This window comes from Isoptericola cucumis (assembly GCF_014635665.1).
GTDB classification, from domain to species: Bacteria; Actinomycetota; Actinomycetes; order Actinomycetales; family Cellulomonadaceae; genus Isoptericola; species Isoptericola cucumis.
This window is the reverse complement of the sequence record NZ_BMDG01000001.1, coordinates 143,943-164,328: the sequence shown is the minus strand read 5'-3', so window position 1 is coordinate 164,328 and position 20,386 is coordinate 143,943. Positions and strand designations below refer to the sequence as shown.

Genomic DNA, 20,386 nt, shown 5'->3' with positions numbered 1-20,386 from the left:
GGTCCCTGTGGAGATCGCAGCTCTTGCCGGGCTCGTCCTGGTCGTGGGGATCCTCGTGCTCCTCGCCCTCGGCGTCCCCGTCTCCGTCGCCGTCGGCACGGCGTCCGCGGCCGCGGCCATCACGGCGCTCGGCTTCGAGAACGGCCTGCTGACGTCCGCGCAGCAGATGTTCCGCGGCATCAACAACTTCTCGCTCCTGGCGATCCCGTTCTTCGTGCTCGCCGGCGTGATCATGAACAACGGCGGGATCGCGCTCCGGCTCATCAACTTCGCCAAGGTGCTCGTGGGCCGGGCCCCCGGCTCGCTCGCCCAGACGAACGTCGCGGCGAACGCCCTGTTCGGGGCCGTCTCCGGGTCGGCCGTCGCGTCGGTCGCGGCGGTGGGCTCGACGATGGGGCCGCTGCAGGCCAAGGAGGGCTACCCCAAGGACTTCGCGGCGGCGACGAACATCGCCTCCGCGCCGTCCGGCATGATCATCCCGCCGAGCAACCTGATGATCGTCTACTCGCTCGTGTCGAGCACCTCGATCGCGGCGCTGTTCGTGGCCGGGTACGTGCCGGGCATCCTGTGGGCGGCGGTGTGCATGGTGATCGTGCACCTGTACGCCCGCAAGCGGCCCGCCCTGCGGGTCACCGAGACGATGTCCGTCGCCGCGCGGCTGAAGGTCGCCGCCGACGCGGTCCCCGCCCTGCTGCTGATCGTCGTCGTGATCGGCGGGATCCTCGCCGGCGTCTTCACGCCGACGGAGGCGTCGTGCATCGCGGTGGTCTACGCGCTCGTGCTCTCGTTCGCCCACCGCGCGATCACGGTGCGCGACCTGGCGGGCATCCTGCTCGAGGCCTCGCGGACGACGTCGATCGTGATGTTCCTGGTCGGGGTGTCGGCCGTCATGTCGTGGGTGATGTCGTTCGCGCAGATCCCGCAGCTCGTGACCGACGCCCTGCTGTCGGTGAGCACCAACCCGTACGTGCTGATCGTGCTGATCGTCGCGCTGCTGCTGGTCATCGGGTGCTTCATGGACCCGACCCCCGCCGTGCTGATCTTCGCGCCGATCTTCCTGCCCGTCGTGACGGAGTTCGGCATGGACCCCATCCACTTCGGCATCTTCATGGTGCTCGCGCTGTCGATCGGCACCATCACGCCGCCCGTCGGGCCGGTCCTGTTCGTCGGGGCCCGCGTCTCCGGCATGTCCATCGAGAGCGTGATGCGACGCATGCTGCCGTTCTTCGTCGCTCTCGTGATCCTGCTGCTCGTCGTCGCGATGACGCCCGCGCTGTCCCTGTGGCTGCCCGGCGTCCTCGGGCTGGCGTAGCCGCCGCACGACCCTGCACGACCCTGCACGACCCTGCACGACCCTGCACGACCCTGCACGACCCTGCACGACCCTGCACGACCCCAGGAGGTCTTCATGGAACAGCGTTACGCCACGGCACCGGACCAGGTGCCCGGCATGGACACCGAGGAGCTGCGCCGCCGGTACCTGGTGCCCGGGCTCTTCGTCGACGACGAGATCCGTACCGTCTACACCCACCACGATCGGGTGGTGCTGGGCGGTGTCAGCCCGGTCTCGGCGCCGCTGACCCTGCCCGGCTACCCCGAGATCCGCTCGGAGCAGTTCTTCGACCACCGCGAGGCCGGCGTCGTCAACGTGGGCGGGCCGGGCACGATCACCGTCGACGGCACGGCGCACCGCCTCGCGCACGGCGCGTGCCTCTACGTGGGCCGGGGCGCGGCGGACGTCGTGCTCTCCTCCGACGACGCGGCCGGGGACGAGGGCCCCGCGCGGTTCTACCTGTTCTCCGCGCCGGCGCACACCGCCTACCCGACGACGCTGGTGGAGCCCGGCCAGGGCACGGTCCGCGAGCTGGGCGACCAGCTCACCTCGAACCGGCGCACGCTCAACCAGTACATCCACTCCAGCGGGGTGCAGTCCTGCCAGGTGGTCATGGGTGTCACGACGCTGCACCCGGGCAGCATGTGGAACACCATGCCCGCGCACACCCACGACCGCCGCACGGAGTGCTACCTGTACTTCGACCTCCCCGACGAGGCCCGGGTGGTGCACCTGCTGGGCGAGCCGACCGAGACCCGGCACATGGTCGTCGCGAACCGGGAGGCGATCATCTCGCCCAGCTGGTCGGTGCACTCCGGCGTCGGGACGTCGGCATACTCCTTCGTGTGGGCGATGGCCGGTGAGAACCAGGCGTTCGACGACATGGACGGGTTCGACGTCGCCACGATGCGCTGACGGCCGCCGGCACACGGCGCGGACGAGGAGGCTGGGATGAGCGAGGCGGCGACGGCGAGCGAGAAGACGCTGATGGTGCTCGAGGCGGCGATGACGCACGAGCGGTTCAGCGAGATCGTGGCGGCGGTGCACCTGCCGAAGGCCACGGTCCACCGCATCCTCGCGACCCTCGTGGACCGGGACTTCATCCGCGTCACCGCGGGCGGCGAGCACGTGCCGGGGCCGAAGGTCCTGTCGCTCGCCGGCCGGGCGTACGACCGCATCGACGTCTCGTCGATCGTCCAGCCGTACGTCGACGACCTGGTGCGCCGCGTGCAGTGCACGGTGCACGTCGGGGTGCGCAGCGGGGACGAGATCATCTACCTGGTCCGCACCGACTCGGACAAGCCGTACCGGATGCCGTCGCGCGTCGGCGCCGCGATCCCGCTGCACACCTCGGCCATCGGCAAGTCGATCCTGGCCCGCCTGGACGACGACGAGCTGGTCCGGTTCGTCAACCGGGCCGGGCTGGTGCGCCGCACGGCGCGGACCCTGACCACCCTGAAGGCGCTGCGGGCCGAGGTCGCCGACATCCGCCGCGACGGCCACGCGTTCGACCGTGAGGAGAACGTGCCCGGCGTCGTCTGCATCGGCACGGCGCTGCGCGACCACACCGGCCACTCCAACTACGGGCTGTCCATCTCCACGCTCGCGCTCGAGCACACCGAGGAGCAGCTCGTGGCGATGGCGGGCGACCTGCACAAGGCCGCCGCCGACATCACCTACGCGCTCGGGGGCGCGGACCGCTAGGGCGCACGGCGCCCGCCGGCGGTCGCGCACCCCGGCCTGACGAAAGACGAGTCCTTGAGCAACACCAGTTCTGTCGACCTGCCCACCGACCCCACCGTCGCCCGGATGTTCGCCCTGACCGGCCGCACGGCCGTCGTGACCGGCGCCAGCAAGGGCATCGGCCTCGCGATCGCGGAGCTGCTCGCGCGGGCCGGGGCCGACGTCGTGGGCGTCAGCACGACCATGCCCGACGGCGACTCCGACACGCGCCGCGCGGTCGAGGCCGCGGGGCGCGAGTTCACGCCCGTCGCCACCGACCTGTCCGACCGCGAGGCGGTCGCGCGGCTGGCCGGCTTCCTGGCGGAGCGCGAGGTGGACGTGCTGGTCAACAACGGCGGCACGATCCGCCGCGCGCCGGCCGCCGAGCACCCCGACGCCGACTTCGACCACGTGCTCGACGTGAACCTGCGCTCGGCGTGGGTCCTGTCCCGGGAGGTCGGGCGCAGCATGCTCGCCCGCGGCGGTGGCCGGATCGTCAACACCGCCTCGATGCTCAGCTTCCAGGGCGGCATCAACGTGCCGGGCTACACGGCGGCCAAGTCGGCCCTCGCCGGCCTGACCAAGGCCCTCGCCAACGAGTGGGCCGGGCGCGGGGTCAACGTGAACGCCGTCGCGCCGGGCTACGTCGCCACGGCCAACACCGGCGCCCTGCGGTCCGACGAGCAGCGCAGCGCCGAGATCCTCGCCCGGATCCCGGCCGGGCGCTGGGGCGACCCGGCGGACATCGCCGGCGCCGTCCTGTACCTCGCGGCACCCGCGTCGCAGTACGTGCACGGCGCGATCCTGCCGGTCGACGGCGGGTGGCTCGCCCGCTGAACCACGGCTACGTCGTCGGGGCGGGGACGGTCAGGCCGACCGGGAGGACCGTCGGGAGCAGCTCGCGCAGCGCGGCGACCCGCGCGGCGCGGGCTGCGCCGGTCATCCGCTCGGCGGGGGCGGTGATGCTCACGGCCGCGACCGGCCGCCCCGCGCGCAGCAGGGCGACCGCGACGCACGCGATGCCGGGCTCGTTCTCCTCCGTCTCGGAGGCGTAGCCGCGGGCGCGCGCGTCGTCGAGGGTCGCGTGCAGCCGGTCGGCCGTCGTGGCGGGGCCGGTGCCCGTGGCCGCGGCGAACCGCGCCAGCTCGGCGTCGTCCGACGGGGCGGCGGCGAGCAGGGCGCGCCCCAGCGCGGTGGTCGCCACCGGCACGCGTCGCCCGACGGCGGACCAGACGCGCAACGGGCGCTGCGGTTCCACCTTGTCGAGGTAGACGACCTCGGTGCCGGCCAGGACGCCGAGGTGGACCAGCTCGTCGACGTCGTCCCGCAGGGCCTCGAGCGCGGGGCGAAGCAGGGCCGGCAGGTTGTCCTCGGCCAGGTAGGCGGTGCCCAGCGCGAGGACGGCGGGCCCGAGCCGGTAGGTGCCGGCGTCGTCCTGCTCGGCGTACCCGCGGTGGCGCAGGGCCGAGAGGGTGCGGTGCAGGGTCGACTTGTTGGCCCCGACCTCGGCGGCGAGGGCCGCGAGCGTGGTGCCGCCCGCGCCCGCGCGGGCCAGCGCGTCGAGGGTGAGGAGCGCCTTGTCGACGCTGCCCAGCGGGCTCGGTGCGGCGTCCGCCCGTCCCGCGGCGTCAGGGGGTTGGGTCATCGCTGGTCCGTCCTCTAGGGTGTTCCGTAGTGAACAACAGGCGTTCACCATAGCGAAACGGAGCCTCGATGTCTTCCCCCGACACCCCGACCCCGGCAGCCGCCGGCGACGTGGTCGCCGCGCTCGGTGCCCACCGGCTCGTGCCCGTCGTCGTGGTCGACGGCGCCGACCAGGGCGCCCGGCTTGCCGACGCGCTCGTCGCCGGCGGCCTGCCCGTCGCCGAGATCACCCTGCGCACCGCGGGCGGGATCGACGCCATCCGCGCGGTCGCGCGCACGCAGCCCGACGTCGTGGTCGGCGCCGGCACCGTCACCACCGCCGACCAGGTGGACGCCGTCGCCGACGCGGGCGCCCGCTACGTCGTGTCGCCGGGGCTGTCGGAGGCCGTCGTCCGCCGCGCGCAGCACCACGGCCTGCCCGTGCTGCCCGGCGTCGCCACGCCCACCGAGATCATGGCCGCGCTCGACCTGGGCCTCGACGTCGTCAAGCTCTTCCCGGCCTCCGTGGTCGGCGGGCCCGCCGCGATCAAGGCGTTCTCCGCCCCGTTCCCCGGCCTGCGCTTCGTGCCCACCGGCGGCGTGGGTGCCGCCAACCTCGGCGACTACCTCGGCCTCGCCCCCGTGCTCGCGGTGGGTGGCTCGTGGATGGTGGACAAGAAGCTCGTCGATGCCGGCGACTGGGCCGAGGTCACCCGCCGCACCGCCGAGGCCGTCGCCCTCGCCGCCGAGATCAAGGAGTCCTGATGAGCAACCCGTCCATCACCACCCGTCCGGCCGCCGAGTGCCGGTACGACGCGGTCGCGCTCGGCGAGGTCATGCTCCGCCTCGACCCGGGCGACCGCCGCGTGCGCACGACCCGCTCCTTCGACGTCTGGGAGGGCGGCGGCGAGTACAACGTCGCCCGCGGCCTGCGTCGCGCGTTCGGCCTGCGCGGTGCGATCGTCACCGCGCTCGCGGACAACGAGGTGGGCCGCCTCGTCGAGGACTTCATGCTCACCGGCGGGCTCGACACCTCCTGGGTGCAGTGGCGCGAGTTCGACGGCATCGGCCGGTCGGTGCGCAACGGCCTCAACTTCACCGAGCGCGGCTTCGGGGTGCGCGGCGCCGTGGGCGTCAGCGACCGCGGCCACACCGCGATCTCGCAGATGCAGCCCGAGGACGTGGACTGGGACGCCCTCTTCGGCGCGGGCGTGCGCTGGCTGCACACCGGCGGCATCTTCGCCGCGCTGTCCGAGTCGGCCGCGGACGTGGCCGAGGCCGCCATGTCGGCCGCGCGCCGGCACGGCACCGTCGTGTCGTACGACCTCAACTACCGCCCGTCCCTGTGGAAGGACATCGGTGGCGTCGATCGGGCGCGCGAGGTCAACCGCCGCCTCGCGCAGCACGTCGACGTCATGATCGGCAACGAGGAGGACTTCACCGCCTCCCTCGGCTTCGAGGTCGAGGGCGTGGACGAGAACCTCACCGACCTCGACACCGGCGCCTTCCGCGCGATGATCAAGACGGCCGCCGAGGCCTACCCGAACTTCCAGGTCATCGCGACGACGCTGCGCGGCGTGAAGTCCGCGTCCGTCAACGACTGGGGCGCGATCGCCTGGTCGCGCGCCGAGGGCTTCGTCGAGGCGACCCACCGGTCGGACCTGGAGATCTTCGACCGCGTCGGCGGCGGCGACTCGTTCGCTTCCGGGCTGGCGTACGGGCTGATGGAGCTCGGCTCCCTGCAGGAGGCCGTGGAGTACGGCGCCGCGCACGGCGCGCTCGCCATGACCACGCCCGGCGACACGACGACGGCGACCCTCGCCGAGGTCGCCAAGCTTGCCGGCGGCGGCAGCGCCCGCGTCCAGCGCTGACGCGACCCACCGCCCGGCCGACGCCGGGGGCGCGGCACGTGCGAGGTCCCAGCCGGGTGGCTTCGCACGTGCCGTCGCCACGGCGCGGGCGGCACGTCAGGCGTAGCGGCGGAACGCGAGCACGGCGGCGGTGCCGAAGACGGCGAGGAAGGCCCCGCTCCACAGCAGCGTCGCGCCTACCGGCCCGGCGACCGGCCCGCCGAGCAGCAGGCCCTGGCTGGCCTCGATCGCGTGGCTGACCGGGTTGACGCCGGCCCACGCCTGCAGCCAGCCGGGCATCGTCTCGGTCGGTGCGGTCATCCCGGTGCCGAAGACCAGCGGGAACGGCAGCAGGAACCCGACGGTCGTCACCATGATCTCGTCGCGCAGCACGACGGCGACGAGCACGGTCAGCCAGCTCAGCGAGAAGCCGAGGGCGATCGCGACGGCGCAGGCGGCCAGCGTCGAGGCCAGGTCCGTCTCGACGCGGAAGCCCATCGCGTACCCCACGCCGAACAGCACGGCGAGGGCGATGACGTAGCGCACGCCGTCCGCGAGCACGGAGCCGGTGAGGATCGCCGCCCGCGGCACGGGCATGCTGCGGAGCCGGTCGAAGACGCCCTTCTTCATGTCCTGCACGATGCTGAGGCCCGTCGCGACCTGCCCCGTGAGCACCGTGGTCAGCACGAGGACGCCGGGGAACAGGTACTGCAGGTACTCCTGGGTCGAGCCGGCGACGGCTCCACCGAAAAGGTAGACGAACAGCACGAGGAACACCACCGGCAGGATGACGGCGTCCATCAGCTCGCCGGGGTTGCGCAGGGTCTTGACGAGGGCGCGGCGCGCCAGCGCCAGGCTGTGGCGCGCCAGCGGCCAGCGCCGCGGCCGGAGGTCGGCCGCGCCGCGCGGGGGCCGCGGGCGGGTCTCGGGGCGGGTCGTGCCCAGGGTGTCGGTCATGATGCCTCCCTCGTGCTCGTCTGTGTGACGGGGCCGTCGGCGGGCCTGCCGGTGAGCGTGAAGAACACCTCGTCGAGGCTGGGCAGCCGGAGCGCCATCTCCGCGACGGCGACGTCCGCGTCCTCGAGCCCGCGCACGACGTCGGCGAACTCGCGCTGGCCCGCCACCGGCGCGGTGACGGTGCCGCCGCGGGGCCGCCCGACCGGCCGCCCGGTGACCCGCCCGACGACGTCCGCCGCGCTGCCGGCCTGCGCCGGGTCGCGGGGCCGCACGACGACGGTCTGCCCGCCGGCCTGCTGCTTCAGCCCCGCCGGGGTGTCGTGGGCGATGACACGGCCGTGGTCGATCACGGAGATCTCGTCGGCGAGCGCGTCGGCCTCCTCCAGGTACTGCGTGGTGAGCAGCACCGTGGTGCCGTCGTCGGCGAGGGTGCGGATCGTCTGCCACATCTCCTCGCGCTTGCCGGGGTCCAGGCCGGTGGTGGGCTCGTCGAGGAAGAGGACGCTCGGGGAGCCCACGAGGCTGGCGGCCAGGTCGAGACGCCGGCGCATCCCGCCCGAGTACGTCGACGCGCGGCGCCCCGCGGCGTCGGTGAGCCCGAACCGGTCGAGCAGCCGGGCGGCCCGGGTGCGTGCCTCGGCGGTCGGCAGGTCGAGCAGCCGCCCGAACAGCACCAGGTTCTCGGTGCCGGTGAGGTCCTCGTCGACGGTGGCGTACTGGCCCGTGAGCCCGATCCGCCGGCGCACGGCGACCGCGTCGCGGGCCACGTCGAGGCCGTCGACCGATGCGCGCCCGGCGTCGGCGCGCTCCAGGGTGGCGAGCACCCGGATCGCGGTGGTCTTGCCGGCGCCGTTGGGTCCCAGGACACCGAGCACCGTGCCCGGCCGTGCCTGCAGGTCGACGCCGTCGAGCGCGGTCGTCGACCCGAACCGCTTGACGAGGCCCTCGACCTCGAACGCGGGCCTCATGCCGCCGGTCCGTCCGTGCGGGCGGCTCGGTCGGTGCCCTCGGCGCGGGCGGTGCCGGACGGGCCGGGCGTGACGTTGAGGTTGCGGTCGAAGAGGTTCCGCGGGTCGTAGGCGTGCTTGACGGCGCGCAGCCGCGCGAGCGTCGCGGGCGGGTACGCCGCCCGCAGGTCGGCCTCGGTCGCGGACCCCTGGAAGTTCACGTACGCGCCGGTGCCGTGCGCGGCGACGGCCCGCCAGCCGCCGAGCGCGTCCTCGACCGCGGCGTCGGACGCGTCCGCCGACACGATCGTGCCGCCCACGACCATCACCTCTGCGTCGCGGTGCGCGAACGCCGTCGCGTCGGGCAGCACGCGGGAGAACGCACCGCCCAGGGCGCGCACGGCGAGCACCGTGGGCCGTTCGCCCGCGAACGCCGCGACCAGGTCGGCGACGACGGCGTCGTCCAGCGCGGGCACCAGGACGTTGCGCGCGACGACGCGCACGCCCGGCGGGTGCCCGCCCTCGTCGAGCACGTCGGCGTACGGGACCGTCGCGACCGACGAGCCGGTCACCGTGCCCAGGTGCCGCAGGGGCTCGATCGCGCGGTCCGCGGCGGCGCCGTCGTCGTGGGAGGCGCAGACCAGCACGGTGGCCGCCGCCGGCCGGCCGAACATCGCCGGCACGAGCAGCAGCGTGCTGCTGAGCTCCTCGTCGGCCGCGCGCATGACGTCGCGCCAGCCGCGGACCAGCCGCGCCGGGTCGTCGGGGGAGTAGGTGATGCTGCCGAACCGGACGTCGCCGACCCGCTGGGCGACGAAGTCGAAGGAGACCGCGACCCCGAAGTTGCCGCCCCCGCCGCGCAGCGCCCAGAACAGGCCGGCGTGCTGGTCGGCGCTCGCGACCAGCGTCCGCCCGTCGGCGGTGACCACGCGGGCCGCCACCAGGCTGTCGATCGCGAGCCCGTGCCGGCGCACCATCCAGCCCACGCCGCCGCCCAGCGTCAGGCCGCCGACGCCGACGCTCGCCGTGTCTCCCGCCGTGAGGCCGAGCCCGTGCGGGGCGAGCGCCGCCGCCACCCGGCCCCACGTCGCCCCCGCCCCGACGCGCACCACCCGGCGGCCGGGGTCGACGACCTCCACGGAGTCCAGGTGCCGCAGGTCGAGCACCACGCCGCCGTCGTTGGTGCCGTGCCCGAGCGCGCCGTGCCCGCCGGAGCGGACCGAGAGCGCCAGCCCCGCCCGTGCCGCGGTCACGACGGCCCGGGCGACCTCGCGCTCGTCACGGGGCCGCGCGACGAGCGCCGGGCTGCCCGCGGCGAAGAGCGTGCCGCTCGCCTCGGCGTAGCCGTCGTCGCCCGGGACGAGCACCTCGCCCAGGCCGGTGACGTCGATCGGCCCGGCCGGCCCCGTCAGCTCCGCCGCCCCCGCCGGGGTGGCCGGACTGGCCGGGCCATGCCGTTCGCTCCTCGTGATGCTCACGGTGATCTCCTTCGATGTGGTCGTGGCCGCCCGTCGTCGCGCCGGGCGTCATGACGATCCTTCGCCGCCGCGCACCGGAAGTCGTCGTCCCTCCGGCGGCTCCTGCGGGTACCGGGCGGGGCGCGCGTCGCGGCGGCGGGTACGGCGCCGGGAGCAGGCGGGAGGTACTCCCGCGGGCGGATGCGGCCCGCGCGAGGGGCGCCATACGCTGGCCCGATGCGGACGGAACGGGGTTGGCGACGCTTCTTCGCCGCGGGGTGGCTCGTCTCCCTCGGCATCACGGCGGTGGCCTACCTGCAGTGGCGGGCCTACGTGCGCGAGGTGGAACAGCGGGCGGAGGACGCCGAGCGCACCCGCGACGAGGTGGCCCGGCGCCGCGCCGTGGAGGAGCGGCTGCGCATCGCGCGCGAGCTGCACGACTCGCTCACCCACAGCATCTCCGTGATCAAGGTGCAGGCCGGTGTGGCCGCGCACCTGGCGCGCAAGCAGGGCGAGGACCCGCCGCCCGCGCTGCTGGCCATCCAGGAGGCCAGCACCGACGCCGTCCGGGAGCTGCGCTCCACGCTCGACGTGCTGCGCCGCGACGGCGAGGCGAACGGCAACGGCCTCGCGCGGCTCGCGGCCCTCGTGGAGCGGGCCGAGGTCGCGGGGGTCCGGGCGACGGTCACCGTCACCGGCGAGCGGCGGCCGCTGCCCACCGACGTGGACGAGGCGGCCTACCGCGTGGTGCAGGAGGCCCTGACCAACGTCGGCCGGCACGCGGGCGACGCCGCCACCGCGACCGTCCGGGTCCGCTACGGCGCGGGGGAGCTCACCGTCCAGGTCGACGACGACGGCCGCGGCACGGCGTCGCGCCGGCCCGAGGCGGGGCACGGGCTCACGGGGATGCGCGAGCGGGTCACGGGGCTCGGGGGCCGGCTGCGCGCGGAGCCGCGGCCGGAGGGCGGGTTCACCGTCCGCGCCGAGCTGCCCCTCGCCGGCCACGCCGCCGACGGGACGTGACCGCGTGATCCGGGTGCTGCTGGTCGACGACCAGGCGCTGATCCGCTCCGGGATCCGCGCCCTGCTGGACGCGGAGGACGACGTCGACGTGGTCGCCGAGGGCACGACCGGGCGCGAGGGCGTCGACCTCGCCCGGGAGCTGCGGCCCGACGTCGTCCTCATGGACGTGCAGATGCCGGACCTCGACGGGATCGGCGCGACCCGGGCGATCTGCGCCGACGACGACCTGGCCGCCGTGCGGGTCGTCATGCTGACCAACTACGGCCTGGACGAGTACGTCTTCGACGCCCTGCGGGCGGGGGCGTGCGGGTTCGTGGTCAAGGACACCGAGCCCGCCGACCTGCTGCAGGCCGTGCGCGTCGCCGCGGCCGGCGACGCGCTCCTGTCGCCGACGATCACGCGCCGGCTCATCAGCGAGTTCGTCGCCCGGCCGCCGGACACCCTCGCCGCCCCGGCCGGGGACGTGCTCACGCCGCGGGAGCGGGAGGTCGTCGCGCTGGTCGCCCACGGGCTGTCCAACGACGAGATCGCGGAGCGCATGGTGCTCAGCCCGCTGACCGCGAAGACGCACGTGAGCCGCGCGATGACGAAGCTGGGGGCCCGCGACCGGGCGCAGCTCGTCGTGTACGCCTACGAGTCGGGGATCGTCTCCGTGCGGACCCCGGGCAGCCGGTAGCCGCGCGGCACCGCCAGCGTCGACAGGCTCGGCCGCCACAGGGGCGTCGTGACCCAGGCGAGGTCGAGCCGCTCGCCGGGGCGCCCGCGCGCGACGAGGCCGTGCGGCGACGTGGGCACGACGGCGTGGACCTCCGTGCTCCCGTCGTCCGCCGTGCGGGCCCGGACGGCGAGGACGAGCACGTCGTCGCGCGCGCCGCCGGCCTCGCCCGGCTCGTCGGGACGGTGCGGCCAGGGGAGCACGTGCGTCGTCCAGGAGTCCTCGGTGGCGACCAGGACGTCGTCGCCGACGGTGAGCGTGCAGGCGCCCGGCTCGTGGGACACCAGCGTCCACGGCACCGGGCTCACGACGTCGGACGGGGTCGGCTCCGGGTCGGGCTCCATGCGTCCGGGCCCCGTGCGTCCAGGCCAGGTGTCGAGCGCGGCCAGGCGGGCGTCGAGCGCCTCCTGCCCGGCGGGGTCGGGCGGCAGCGGGCCGTCGGAGAGCCGGTCGGCGAACCGCCGGAACGCGTCCAGCACGCGGTCGGTCGTGCGGGTCGCGCCGAGGTACCCGACCGCGAGGCCCAGCTCCGGCACGGCGAGGCCGAACTGCCCGTACGCGCCGTCGGCCCGGAACCCCCACCGGTGGTTGCGCCACACCTGGTAGCCGTAGCCGGCCCGCCAGTCCGGGTGCGCGTCGGGGTCGAGGGCGTTGTCCGACCAGGCCCGCGACAGCTCCGCGACCCAGCCGGCCGGGATCACCTGGGCGCCCCCGTACCGCCCGCCGTCGGCCATCGCGACCGCGAGCCGTGCGACGTCCTCGGCCATGAGGTGCAGCCCGGAGAAGCCCTGGTCGATGTCGAGGCCGCCTTCGGGGCCCTCGTCGCGGTGCGGGGTCCACCACGCGTCCGCGATGCCGAGCGGGTCCAGCAGGCGCGGGCGCAGGTAGTCGGTGAGGCGCTCGCCGGTGAGCGCCGTGACGATCGACGACAGGACCATCGACGCCGGCGAGCTGTAGACGAAGCGTGACCCCGGCGCGTGCTCCGGCACCGTGCCGAGCAGCCGCGCGGAGTCGAACCCGACCGCGGGCAGCTGCTCCACGGAGTGCCCGGTGTTCATGGTCAGCAGGTGCCGCACGGTGATGCCGGTGGGGTCGGTCACGCCGAGCACCTTGGCGGCGAGGTCGTCCACCGACAGCCGGCCCTCCGCCACGAGGTGCCCGACGGCGATCGAGGTGAACGTCTTCGACACCGAGTAGACGAGCGCGGGCACCTCCGGGCGGTACGGCGCCCAGGTGCCGCGCACCACCGGCACGCCGCGCCGGTGGACCACCAGGCCGTGCGGGTCGAGGCCCGGCTGCTCCAGGTCGTCGAGCAGGTCGAGGACGGCGGCGGACGGGATGCCGTGCGACTCCGGTGTCGTGGCGGTCATGGCGGGGCGGGCTCCTTCGCGTGCGGGCGGTCGTGGTCAGGTCAGGACGGCGTGCGGCGCGCCGGCGGGGCTCGCCGTCCGGGGCGCCGGCGTCTAGCCTGCACCTCGTGCCCCCGCCGCGTCTGCGCCGCGCCGCCGTCCTCGTGCTCGAAGGGGCGAAGCCCCTCGACGTCGGCATCCCCGCCCAGGTGTTCACGACGCGACCGAGCATGCCGTACGAGGTCCGGGTCTGCGGGGCGGCGCCGGGGCTGGTCACGGGCGGGGACGGGCTCTCGTACCACGTGGCCCACGGCCTGGAGGCGCTGGACTGGGCCGAGATCGTCTTCATCCCGGGCTACCGCTTCCCCGACCGCGACGACCCGCCGCCCGACGTCGTGGAGGCGCTCCTGTCCGCCCACGCGCGCGGGGCGCGGCTGGCCGCCATCTCGACCGGCGCGTTCGCGCTCGCCGCGGCCGGGCTGCTGGACGGCCGGCGCGCCACCACGCACTGGCACTACACGCGGGCGCTCGCGGCCCGGCACCCGCGGGTGCGCGTGGACGAGAACGTGCTGTTCGTCGACGAGGGCAGCGTGCTCACGTCGGCGGGCGCGGCGTCGGGCATCGACCTGTGCCTGCACGTGCTGCGCGGCGACCTCGGGGTCGCGGCGTCCAACCACGCCGCCCGCCGGCTCGTGGCGGCCCCGTACCGCAGCGGCGGCCAGGCCCAGTACGTGCCGCGCAGCGTGCCGGAGCCGCTGGGCGAGCGGTTCGCGGCCACGCGCGAGTGGGTGCTGCACCACCTGGCCGACGACCTCACCCTGGACGACCTCGCCCGGCACGCCGCCGTGTCGCCGCGGACGTTCTCGCGCCGGTTCGCCGACGACACCGGGTACACGCCGATGGCGTGGGTGAGGCGGGCGCGCGTCGACGTGGCGCGCGAGCTGCTGGAACGGTCGGAGCGCAGCGTGGAGCAGGTCGCCGCGGACGTCGGGCTCGGCACCGGGGCGAACCTGCGCGCGCACTTCCGTCGCATCCTGGGGACGACGCCCAGCGAGTACCGCACCACGTTCGCCCGCGGGGAGTGAGGGCGGGCCGCCGGGCCGGCCGCCGAGCCGCCCACCGAGCCGGCTGGCGAGATCCTTGCGGACCGTGGCGTGCGCGCCGGTGTTCCCGTCCTGCGACGTCGGCGAGCCTGGTGCCGAACCGAGAGGAAGGGACGTCACATGACTCGCATCGCCATCAACGGGTTCGGGCGGATCGGCCGCAACGTGCTGCGCGCGCTGCTCGAGCGCGACAGCGACCTGGAGGTCGTCGCCGTCAACGACCTGACGGAGCCCGCGGCGCTGGCGCGGCTGCTCGCCTTCGACTCCACGGCAGGACGCCTGGGCCGCCCCGTCACGGCGGAGGACGACGCGCTCGTCGTCGACGGGCACCGGGTCGCCGTGCTCGCCGAGCGCGACCCGGCCGCCCTGCCGTGGCGCGACCTCGGCGTCAACGTCGTGCTGGAGTCGACGGGCCGCTTCACGTCCGCCGACGCGGCGCGCGCCCACCTGGAGGCCGGCGCACGCAAGGTGCTCGTCAGCGCGCCGTCCGCGGGTGCCGACGTCACGCTCGCCCCCGGCGTCAACACCGGCGCCTACGACCCGGCGGCGCACACGATCGTCTCCAACGCGTCGTGCACCACCAACGCGCTCGCCCCGCTCGCCTCGGTGCTGGACGACCTCGCGGGCATCGAGCACGGGTTCATGACCACCGTGCACGCCTACACCCAGGAGCAGAACCTCCAGGACGCCCCGCACCGCGACGCCCGGCGCGCCCGCGCCGCGGCGGTGAACATCGTGCCGACCACGACCGGCGCCGCGAAGGCGATCGGCCGCGTGCTGCCCCGGCTCGACGGGAAGCTCTCGGGCGACTCGATCCGGGTCCCCGTCCCGGTGGGCTCGATCGTCGAGCTGAACGCCAGCGTCGGGCGCGACGTCACGCGCGACGACGTCCTGGCCGCGTACCGCGCGGCCGCCGACGGGCCGCTGGCGGGGATCCTCGAGTACTCCGACGACCCGCTCGTCTCGTCCGACATCACCGGCAACCCCGCGTCGGCGGTCTTCGACTCGCTGCTGACGCGGGTCGAGGGCCGGCACGTGAAGGTCGTGGCCTGGTACGACAACGAGTGGGGGTTCTCCCACCGCGTGGTCGACACCCTGGAGCTGCTCGCCGCCGGCTGACCCCGCCCGGGCGGTGCGGAGCCGGGTGGGTGGGCGGGTCAGGCGTCGCGGGTCGGGGCGCCGTGACGGAACGCGTCCCACGCGCCCAGGAGGTACTGGGCGCCGAGCGCCCGGTCGTACAGGCCGTAGCCCGGGCGGGGCGGGTTCGTCGTGTTCTCGTCCCACAGGTGCCGGCCGTGGTCCGGCCGGACGTAACCCTCGTACCCCGCCTCGGCGTACGCCCGCATGATGCCGACCGTGTCGACGTCGCCCTCGCAGGCCCGGTGGCCCACCTCGGAGAAGTCGCCGTTCGGGAAGTGCCTGATGTTGCGCACGTGCGTGAAGTGGATGCGGTCGGAGAAGCGCCGCACCGTGTCGGCGGCGAGCGGGGCCTGGGCCGGGTTCGCCGAGAAGCTCCCGAGGCACAGCGTGAGCCCGTGGTGCGAGCTGGGGTGCAGGTCCAGCACCCGTTGCAGGTCGTCCGGGGTGGACACGACGCGCGGCCAGCCGAAGACGTCGAACGGCGGGTCGTCGGGGTGGACCCCGAGCTTCACCCCGGCCTCCTCGCAGGCCGGGACCACGGCGTCGAGGAAGTAGCGGTAGTTCGCGTACATGTCCTCGTGGGTGACGCCCTCGTACGCGCCGTTGAGCTCGGTGAAGCCCGCGAGCCGCTCCGGCTCCCAGCCGGGCAGCGTGAGGCCGTGCGAGCCCGTGGCCATGTCGGCGATGAGGCCCTCCGGCGTCATCCGGTCCACGACGGCCTTCTCGAAGTACAGGGCGGTCGAGCCGTCCGGCAGGGGGCGCCGCAGGTCGGTGCGCAACCAGTCGAAGACGGGCATGAAGTTGTAGCAGACGACCTTCACCCCGGCGCGGCCCAGCCGCCGGACCGTGGTCACGTAGTTCTCGATCGCCTCGTCCCGGCCGAGACCCAGCACCGTGCGGCCCAGCTTGATGGACTCGTGCACGTTCACGGACTCCACGACCTCGGCGTCCAGGGTGCGGGTCACGCCCCGGGCCCGTGCCTCGTCGGACAGCCCGGTGATGTGCGCGACCTCGGCGTCGATCTCGGCCTGCTCCCACACCTCGCCCGCCTGCTTGTGGTGCAGGCTCCAGACGACGGTCTCGACGCCGGGGATCTGGCGGATCTGGTCGAGGGTGACGGTGTCGTTGCCCTCTCCGTACCAGCGGAAGCCCATCTTCACTGCGTGCTCCTCGTGCTCGTTCGTCGGTCGGGACGGCGGTCAGGGGCGGGCGTATGCCGCGAGGGGCAGCCGGTACGCGAGGTCGACGGCGACGTCGAGCGCCTCGTCGAGGTCGAGCCGGTGCTCGACGACCAGGCCGGCCAGGTACCCGGCGTCGACCCGGCGGGCGAGGTCGTGACGGGCGGGGATGGAGCAGTAGGCGCGGGTGTCGTCGACGAAGCCGCTCGTGTTGCTGAACCCGGCCGTCTCGGTCACGGCCTCGCGGAACCGGCGCATCGCGTCGGGCGCGTCCAGGAACCACCAGGGTGCGCCCAGGCGCAGGGCCGGGTAGACGCCGGCGAGCGGCGCCAGCTCGCGGGAGTACACGTCCTCGTCCACGGTGAACGCGATCATCCGGAAGCCCGGGTGGTGGCCGAAGGCGTCCAGCACGGGGCGCAGCGCGCGGGTGTACTCGGTGACGACGGGGATGTCGTAGCCGCGGTCGGGGCCGAAGGCGGCGTGCGGCCCGCTCGCGTGGTCGCGCAGGACCCCGGGGTGCAGCTGCATGACGAGGCCGTCCTCGGCGGACATGGCCGCCATCTGGAACAGCATGTGACCGCTGAACGCGGCGGCCTCGGCCGCGGTGACCGTGCCGGCGAGCGCGGCGTCGAAGACGCGGCGGGCCTCCCCGTCGTCCAGGGGCGTGGTGTCGGCGGACAGGTGGCCGTGGTCGGTCGCCCGCGCCCCGGCGGCGACGAAGCGCTCCCGCTGGGTGCGCAGCGCGTCGAGGTAGCGGTCGTAGCCCGTGACGTCGACGCCGGCCGCCTCGGCGAGCCGGGCGACGTCGTCGCGCCAGCCGGGGCGGCCGGTGTGGAGCAGCGGGTCGGGGCGGAACGTCGGCAGGACGCGGTCGCCGTAGCCGTCGGCGGCGAGCTTGGCGTGCGCGTCGAGGGTGGCCCACGCGGGGTCGGTGGTGGCGATGACCTCGATGTCGAACCGGTCGAGCAGCGCGCGGGGGCGGAAGCCGGGCTCGGCGAGGCGGGCGGCGACCTGGTCGTACAGCGCGTCGGCCGTCTCGGCCGACGGCCGCTGGGTGACGCCGAAGATCTCGACGAGCTCGTGCTCGAGCCAGTAGCGGGTGGGGGTGCCGCGGAAGTGCTTCCAGCCCGCGCAGAAGCGCCGCCAGATCGCCCGCGGGTCGGTCTCGACGTCCTCGTCGGCGGTCGCGCCGATGCCGAGCCGGGGGAGGGTCTCGCCCTGGGAGACGAGCATGCGGGTGAGGTAGTGGTCGGGCACGACGAGCAGCTCGGCCGGGTCGCCGAAGGGCGCGTCGTCGGCGAAGGCCGCCACGTCGACGTGACCGTGCATGGACACCAGCGGCAGGTCCGCCACGGCGGCGTAGATCTCGCGCGCGACCGGCCGCGTCACGGGGTCGGCGGGCAGGGCCCGGTCGGGGTGCAGGGTCCACGGCTCGCTCAAGCTCGTCTCCTCGTGCTGGGGCGACGGCGTCGTCGCCACGGGCGGCGACCGCGCCGCCCGCAATTGATGGAATCGATTGCGGTCATCCTGCCGTGCTGCCGACGATGGCGCAAGGACTCCGCAAACTCGGACCGGCCGAGGTCTTGACGCGATCCCGGTATCGTTTGCAGACTGTGCGGCGTCGGGGTTCACCGTCGATCGCCGGAAGGAGGCACCGTGGCGAACGCACGCGACGTGGCGCAGCTCGCAGGGGTCTCCGTGTCGACGGTCTCGCGGGCCCTCGCGCAGGGCCAGCACGTGTCGGCGGACACCCGCGAGCGGGTCTCGGCGGCCGCCGCCCGGCTGGGCTACCGCCCGAACCCGACGGCCCGCGGCCTGCGGATGGGGCGCACCCAGACCCTCGGCCTGCTGGTGCCCGACCTGGAGAACCCGTACTTCGCCTCGGTGACCAAGGGCGTCCAGGCCCGCGCCCGGGCCGCGGGCTACGGGCTGTTCGTCGCCGACTCCGAGGAGGACGCGCCCACCGAGCCCGAGCTCGTGCGCGAGTTCGCGCAGCGGGTCGACGGCGTCCTCCTGGCTTCCCCACGCTCCGACGACGAGACGCTGCTGCGCGCCGTCGAGGGCATCCCCGCCGTGCTCGTCAGCCGCGACGTCGAGGGTCTCGCGTCGGTGGCGGTGGACGACGCGGACGGCTCGGCCCAGGCGCTCGGGCACCTGCACGCGCTGGGGCACCGGCGCGTCGGCGTGGCCGCCGGCCCCGGCAACTCGTGGTCGGGCGGGCGGCGCGTCGACGGGCTGCGCGCCGCGGCCGAGCAGCTGGACGGCGTCACCCTCGCCGAGCTGGGGTCGTTCCCCCCGTACTTCTCCGGCGGGTTCGCCGCCGCGGACCACGCCGTCGCCGCCGGCGTCACCGCCGTCGTCGCGTTCAACGACCTCATGGCGCTCGGCATCCTCGACCGCCTGCGCGGGCGCGGCGTGCGCGTGCCCGAGGACGTGTCGGTCGTCGGGTTCGACGACGTGCCCGTCGCGACGCTCGTCTCGCCGGCCCTCACCACCGTCCACGTGCCGCGGGCGGGCCTCGGCCGGCGCGCCGTCGACCTGCTCGTGGCGGCGCTCGACCCCGCGCGCCACCCCGAGCCGCCCGCCCATCACCGCCTGCCCGTCGAGATCGTCGTCCGCGGCTCGACGGGCGTGCCCGGCCGCCCGGACCACCGGACCAGCACCCCCTGACGAGCACCTCCGCGTCACCGCAGACGCCACTCGTTCCCGGGCACCGTCGCCCGGGGGAAGGAAGGAACGCTCATGCGAACGATCCGTACCCGCACCCGTCACCGGGGCGCCGCCGCCGTCGTCGTCGTCACGGCCCTCGGCCTCGCCGCCGGGGCCTGCGCACCGCCCGCCGACAGCGGCGGCGACGCGCCCGCGGCCACCGCCGCGGCCGACGTCCCCGAGACGCCGTCGGAGCCCGTCGAGCTGCACATCCTCGACGTGGCCGGCAACCAGAAGCTGACCGAGCCCATGATCGACGAGTTCGTCGAGAACAACCCGGACGTCATCTCCTCGGTGACGTGGGAGACGGGTGGCGCGCCCGACGTCACCGGCATCGTCAAGCCGCAGGTCGACTCGGGGAACCTGTCGGTCGACCTCGTCCTCACGGGCAACGACGGGCTGTCGGCCGGCATCGGCCAGGACCTCTGGGTCCCGGTCGTCGACGACTTCGGCGACCGGCTCAGCAACCAGGAGAACTACCTCGAGCCCGCCGCCGCCATGCAGGACCTGGCGGAGGGGTACGGCGTCGTCGTCACCTACTACCCGTCCGGGCCGCTGCTGCAGTACGACCCCGCCGCGGTGGACGACCCGCCGTCGACCCCGCAGGAGCTGCTCGAGTGGGCGGAGACCAACCCGGGCAAGTTCGGGTACGCGCGGCCGGCGAACTCCGGGCCGGGCCGGACGTTCCTCATGGGCCTGCCGTACATCCTCGGCGACGAGGACCCGCAGGACCCGGAGAACGGCTGGGACAAGACGTGGGCCTACCTCGAGGACCTGGGCCAGTACGTCGACAACTACCCGACCGGCACCGGCCAGGTGGTGACGAACGTCGGCGACGGCACGTGGAGCATGATCCCCACGACCACCGGCTGGGAGATCGAGCCGCGCACCGACGGGCGGCTGCCGAACACGCTCGAGGCGGCGGCCTTCGACGACTTCACCTGGGTCACCGACGCCCACTACGCCGCGATCCCGAAGGGCCAGTCGGCGGACAAGATCGCCGCGATCCTCCTGCTGCTGCAGGACGTCCTGACGCCCGAGCAGAATGCCAAGGCCTACGACCACGGCTACTTCTACCCCGGCCCGGCGGTCGAGGGGGCCACGCTCGACAAGGCCCCCGAGGAGTCGCAGCAGGTGCTCGAGGAGTACGGGCGCGACTGGTACGACGACCTCATCGCGTCCGAGCCGTCGACCACGCCGCTGGCGCCGGACGCCATGGTCACCGCGTTCGACATCTGGGACCGCAAGATCGGCGCCGGCAAGTACACGGAGGAGTGAAG

At 74.6% G+C, this 20,386-nt stretch carries 19 protein-coding genes; 12 read left to right on the top strand and 7 right to left on the bottom strand.

Going from position 1 to position 20,386, the window contains the following annotated elements; translation table 11 throughout:
* Positions 1-7: 7 nt before the first annotated feature.
* The 4 genes from IEW03_RS00720 (at position 8) to IEW03_RS00705 (ending at position 3,892) form a co-directional block, all read left to right on the top strand.
* On the top strand, positions 8-1,312 hold the full coding sequence (locus IEW03_RS00720; protein WP_188521732.1) for a TRAP transporter large permease: 1,305 nt from the start codon (positions 8-10) through the stop codon (positions 1,310-1,312).
* A gap of 96 nt (positions 1,313-1,408) precedes the next feature.
* Positions 1,409-2,248 (top strand): 5-dehydro-4-deoxy-D-glucuronate isomerase, encoded by an 840-nt coding sequence (gene kduI, locus IEW03_RS00715; protein ID WP_188521731.1) that lies wholly within the window; start codon positions 1,409-1,411, stop codon positions 2,246-2,248.
* Between the two features lie 36 nt (positions 2,249-2,284).
* On the top strand, positions 2,285-3,037 hold the full coding sequence (locus IEW03_RS00710) for an IclR family transcriptional regulator (RefSeq protein ID WP_188521730.1): 753 nt from the start codon (positions 2,285-2,287) through the stop codon (positions 3,035-3,037).
* A 105-nt stretch (positions 3,038-3,142) separates the two neighbouring features.
* Entirely contained in the window at positions 3,143-3,892 is a 750-nt protein-coding gene (locus tag IEW03_RS00705) for an SDR family oxidoreductase (RefSeq protein WP_188521998.1), read from the top strand.
* Between the two features lie 7 nt (positions 3,893-3,899).
* Here IEW03_RS00705 and IEW03_RS00700 read toward each other — a convergent pair whose 3' ends face one another.
* Positions 3,900-4,700, bottom strand: coding sequence for an IclR family transcriptional regulator (locus tag IEW03_RS00700; RefSeq protein WP_188521729.1), 801 nt, complete (start codon positions 4,698-4,700; stop codon positions 3,900-3,902).
* 68 nt (positions 4,701-4,768) lie between these two features.
* Here IEW03_RS00700 and eda point away from each other — a divergent pair, with 68 nt between their 5' ends.
* Together eda and IEW03_RS00690 are read left to right on the top strand one after the other, a co-directional pair.
* A complete protein-coding gene (gene eda / locus IEW03_RS00695; protein WP_188521728.1) occupies positions 4,769-5,443 on the top strand; it encodes a bifunctional 4-hydroxy-2-oxoglutarate aldolase/2-dehydro-3-deoxy-phosphogluconate aldolase in 675 nt (224 codons plus the stop codon).
* Entirely contained in the window at positions 5,443-6,549 is a 1,107-nt protein-coding gene (locus tag IEW03_RS00690) for a sugar kinase (RefSeq protein ID WP_188521727.1), read from the top strand. Before eda ends, IEW03_RS00690 begins: the two co-directional genes overlap by 1 nt.
* A 96-nt stretch (positions 6,550-6,645) precedes the next feature.
* Here the strand turns inward: IEW03_RS00690 and IEW03_RS00685 are convergent, their stop codons facing one another.
* Genes IEW03_RS00685 through IEW03_RS00675 form a run of 3 tightly spaced genes read right to left on the bottom strand, consistent with a single transcriptional unit; the run spans position 6,646 to position 9,910 of the window.
* Positions 6,646-7,485 (bottom strand): ABC transporter permease, encoded by an 840-nt coding sequence (locus tag IEW03_RS00685; protein WP_188521726.1) that lies wholly within the window; start codon positions 7,483-7,485, stop codon positions 6,646-6,648.
* On the bottom strand, positions 7,482-8,453 hold the full coding sequence (locus IEW03_RS00680; RefSeq protein ID WP_188521725.1) for an ATP-binding cassette domain-containing protein: 972 nt from the start codon (positions 8,451-8,453) through the stop codon (positions 7,482-7,484). Before IEW03_RS00680 ends, IEW03_RS00685 begins: the two co-directional genes overlap by 4 nt.
* Positions 8,450-9,910 (bottom strand): FAD-binding oxidoreductase, encoded by a 1,461-nt coding sequence (locus IEW03_RS00675; RefSeq protein ID WP_229737284.1) that lies wholly within the window; start codon positions 9,908-9,910, stop codon positions 8,450-8,452. The genes IEW03_RS00680 and IEW03_RS00675 overlap by 4 nt, the downstream gene beginning before the upstream one ends.
* A 216-nt stretch (positions 9,911-10,126) precedes the next feature.
* Here IEW03_RS00675 and IEW03_RS00670 point away from each other — a divergent pair, with 216 nt between their 5' ends.
* Both IEW03_RS00670 and IEW03_RS00665 read left to right on the top strand, forming a co-directional pair.
* A complete protein-coding gene (locus tag IEW03_RS00670; RefSeq protein ID WP_229737283.1) occupies positions 10,127-10,912 on the top strand; it encodes a sensor histidine kinase in 786 nt (261 codons plus the stop codon).
* Positions 10,913-10,916: 4 nt separating this feature from the next.
* Positions 10,917-11,588 carry a response regulator gene (locus IEW03_RS00665; RefSeq protein ID WP_188521723.1) on the top strand — a complete coding sequence of 224 codons (672 nt, stop codon included), beginning with the start codon at positions 10,917-10,919 and terminating at the stop codon, positions 11,586-11,588.
* Here the strand turns inward: IEW03_RS00665 and IEW03_RS00660 are convergent.
* A complete protein-coding gene (locus tag IEW03_RS00660; protein WP_188521722.1) occupies positions 11,543-12,997 on the bottom strand; it encodes a serine hydrolase domain-containing protein in 1,455 nt (484 codons plus the stop codon). The genes IEW03_RS00665 and IEW03_RS00660 overlap by 46 nt on opposite strands.
* Positions 12,998-13,095: 98 nt before the next feature.
* On the opposite strand from IEW03_RS00660, the gene IEW03_RS00655 reads away from it, so the two are divergent.
* Both IEW03_RS00655 and gap read left to right on the top strand, forming a co-directional pair.
* Complete coding sequence (locus IEW03_RS00655) at positions 13,096-14,061, top strand: helix-turn-helix domain-containing protein (RefSeq protein WP_229737318.1); 966 nt, start codon at positions 13,096-13,098, stop codon at positions 14,059-14,061.
* A 138-nt stretch (positions 14,062-14,199) separates the two neighbouring features.
* A complete protein-coding gene (gene gap, locus IEW03_RS00650; RefSeq protein WP_188521720.1) occupies positions 14,200-15,198 on the top strand; it encodes a type I glyceraldehyde-3-phosphate dehydrogenase in 999 nt (332 codons plus the stop codon).
* A 38-nt stretch (positions 15,199-15,236) separates the two neighbouring features.
* On the opposite strand, the gene uxuA is transcribed toward gap, so the two are convergent.
* Positions 15,237-16,373 (bottom strand): mannonate dehydratase, encoded by a 1,137-nt coding sequence (gene uxuA, locus IEW03_RS00645; RefSeq protein WP_229737317.1) that lies wholly within the window; start codon positions 16,371-16,373, stop codon positions 15,237-15,239.
* Between the two features lie 45 nt (positions 16,374-16,418).
* Positions 16,419-17,837, bottom strand: coding sequence for a glucuronate isomerase (gene uxaC, locus IEW03_RS00640; RefSeq protein ID WP_188521718.1), 1,419 nt, complete (start codon positions 17,835-17,837; stop codon positions 16,419-16,421).
* 216 nt (positions 17,838-18,053) lie between these two features.
* Here uxaC and IEW03_RS00635 point away from each other — a divergent pair, with 216 nt between their 5' ends.
* Together IEW03_RS00635 and IEW03_RS00630 are read left to right on the top strand one after the other, a co-directional pair.
* Complete coding sequence (locus IEW03_RS00635) at positions 18,054-19,067, top strand: LacI family DNA-binding transcriptional regulator (RefSeq protein ID WP_188521717.1); 1,014 nt, start codon at positions 18,054-18,056, stop codon at positions 19,065-19,067.
* Between the two features lie 72 nt (positions 19,068-19,139).
* Positions 19,140-20,384, top strand: coding sequence for an extracellular solute-binding protein (locus IEW03_RS00630; protein WP_188521716.1), 1,245 nt, complete (start codon positions 19,140-19,142; stop codon positions 20,382-20,384).
* The last annotated feature ends 2 nt before the right edge of the window (positions 20,385-20,386 follow it).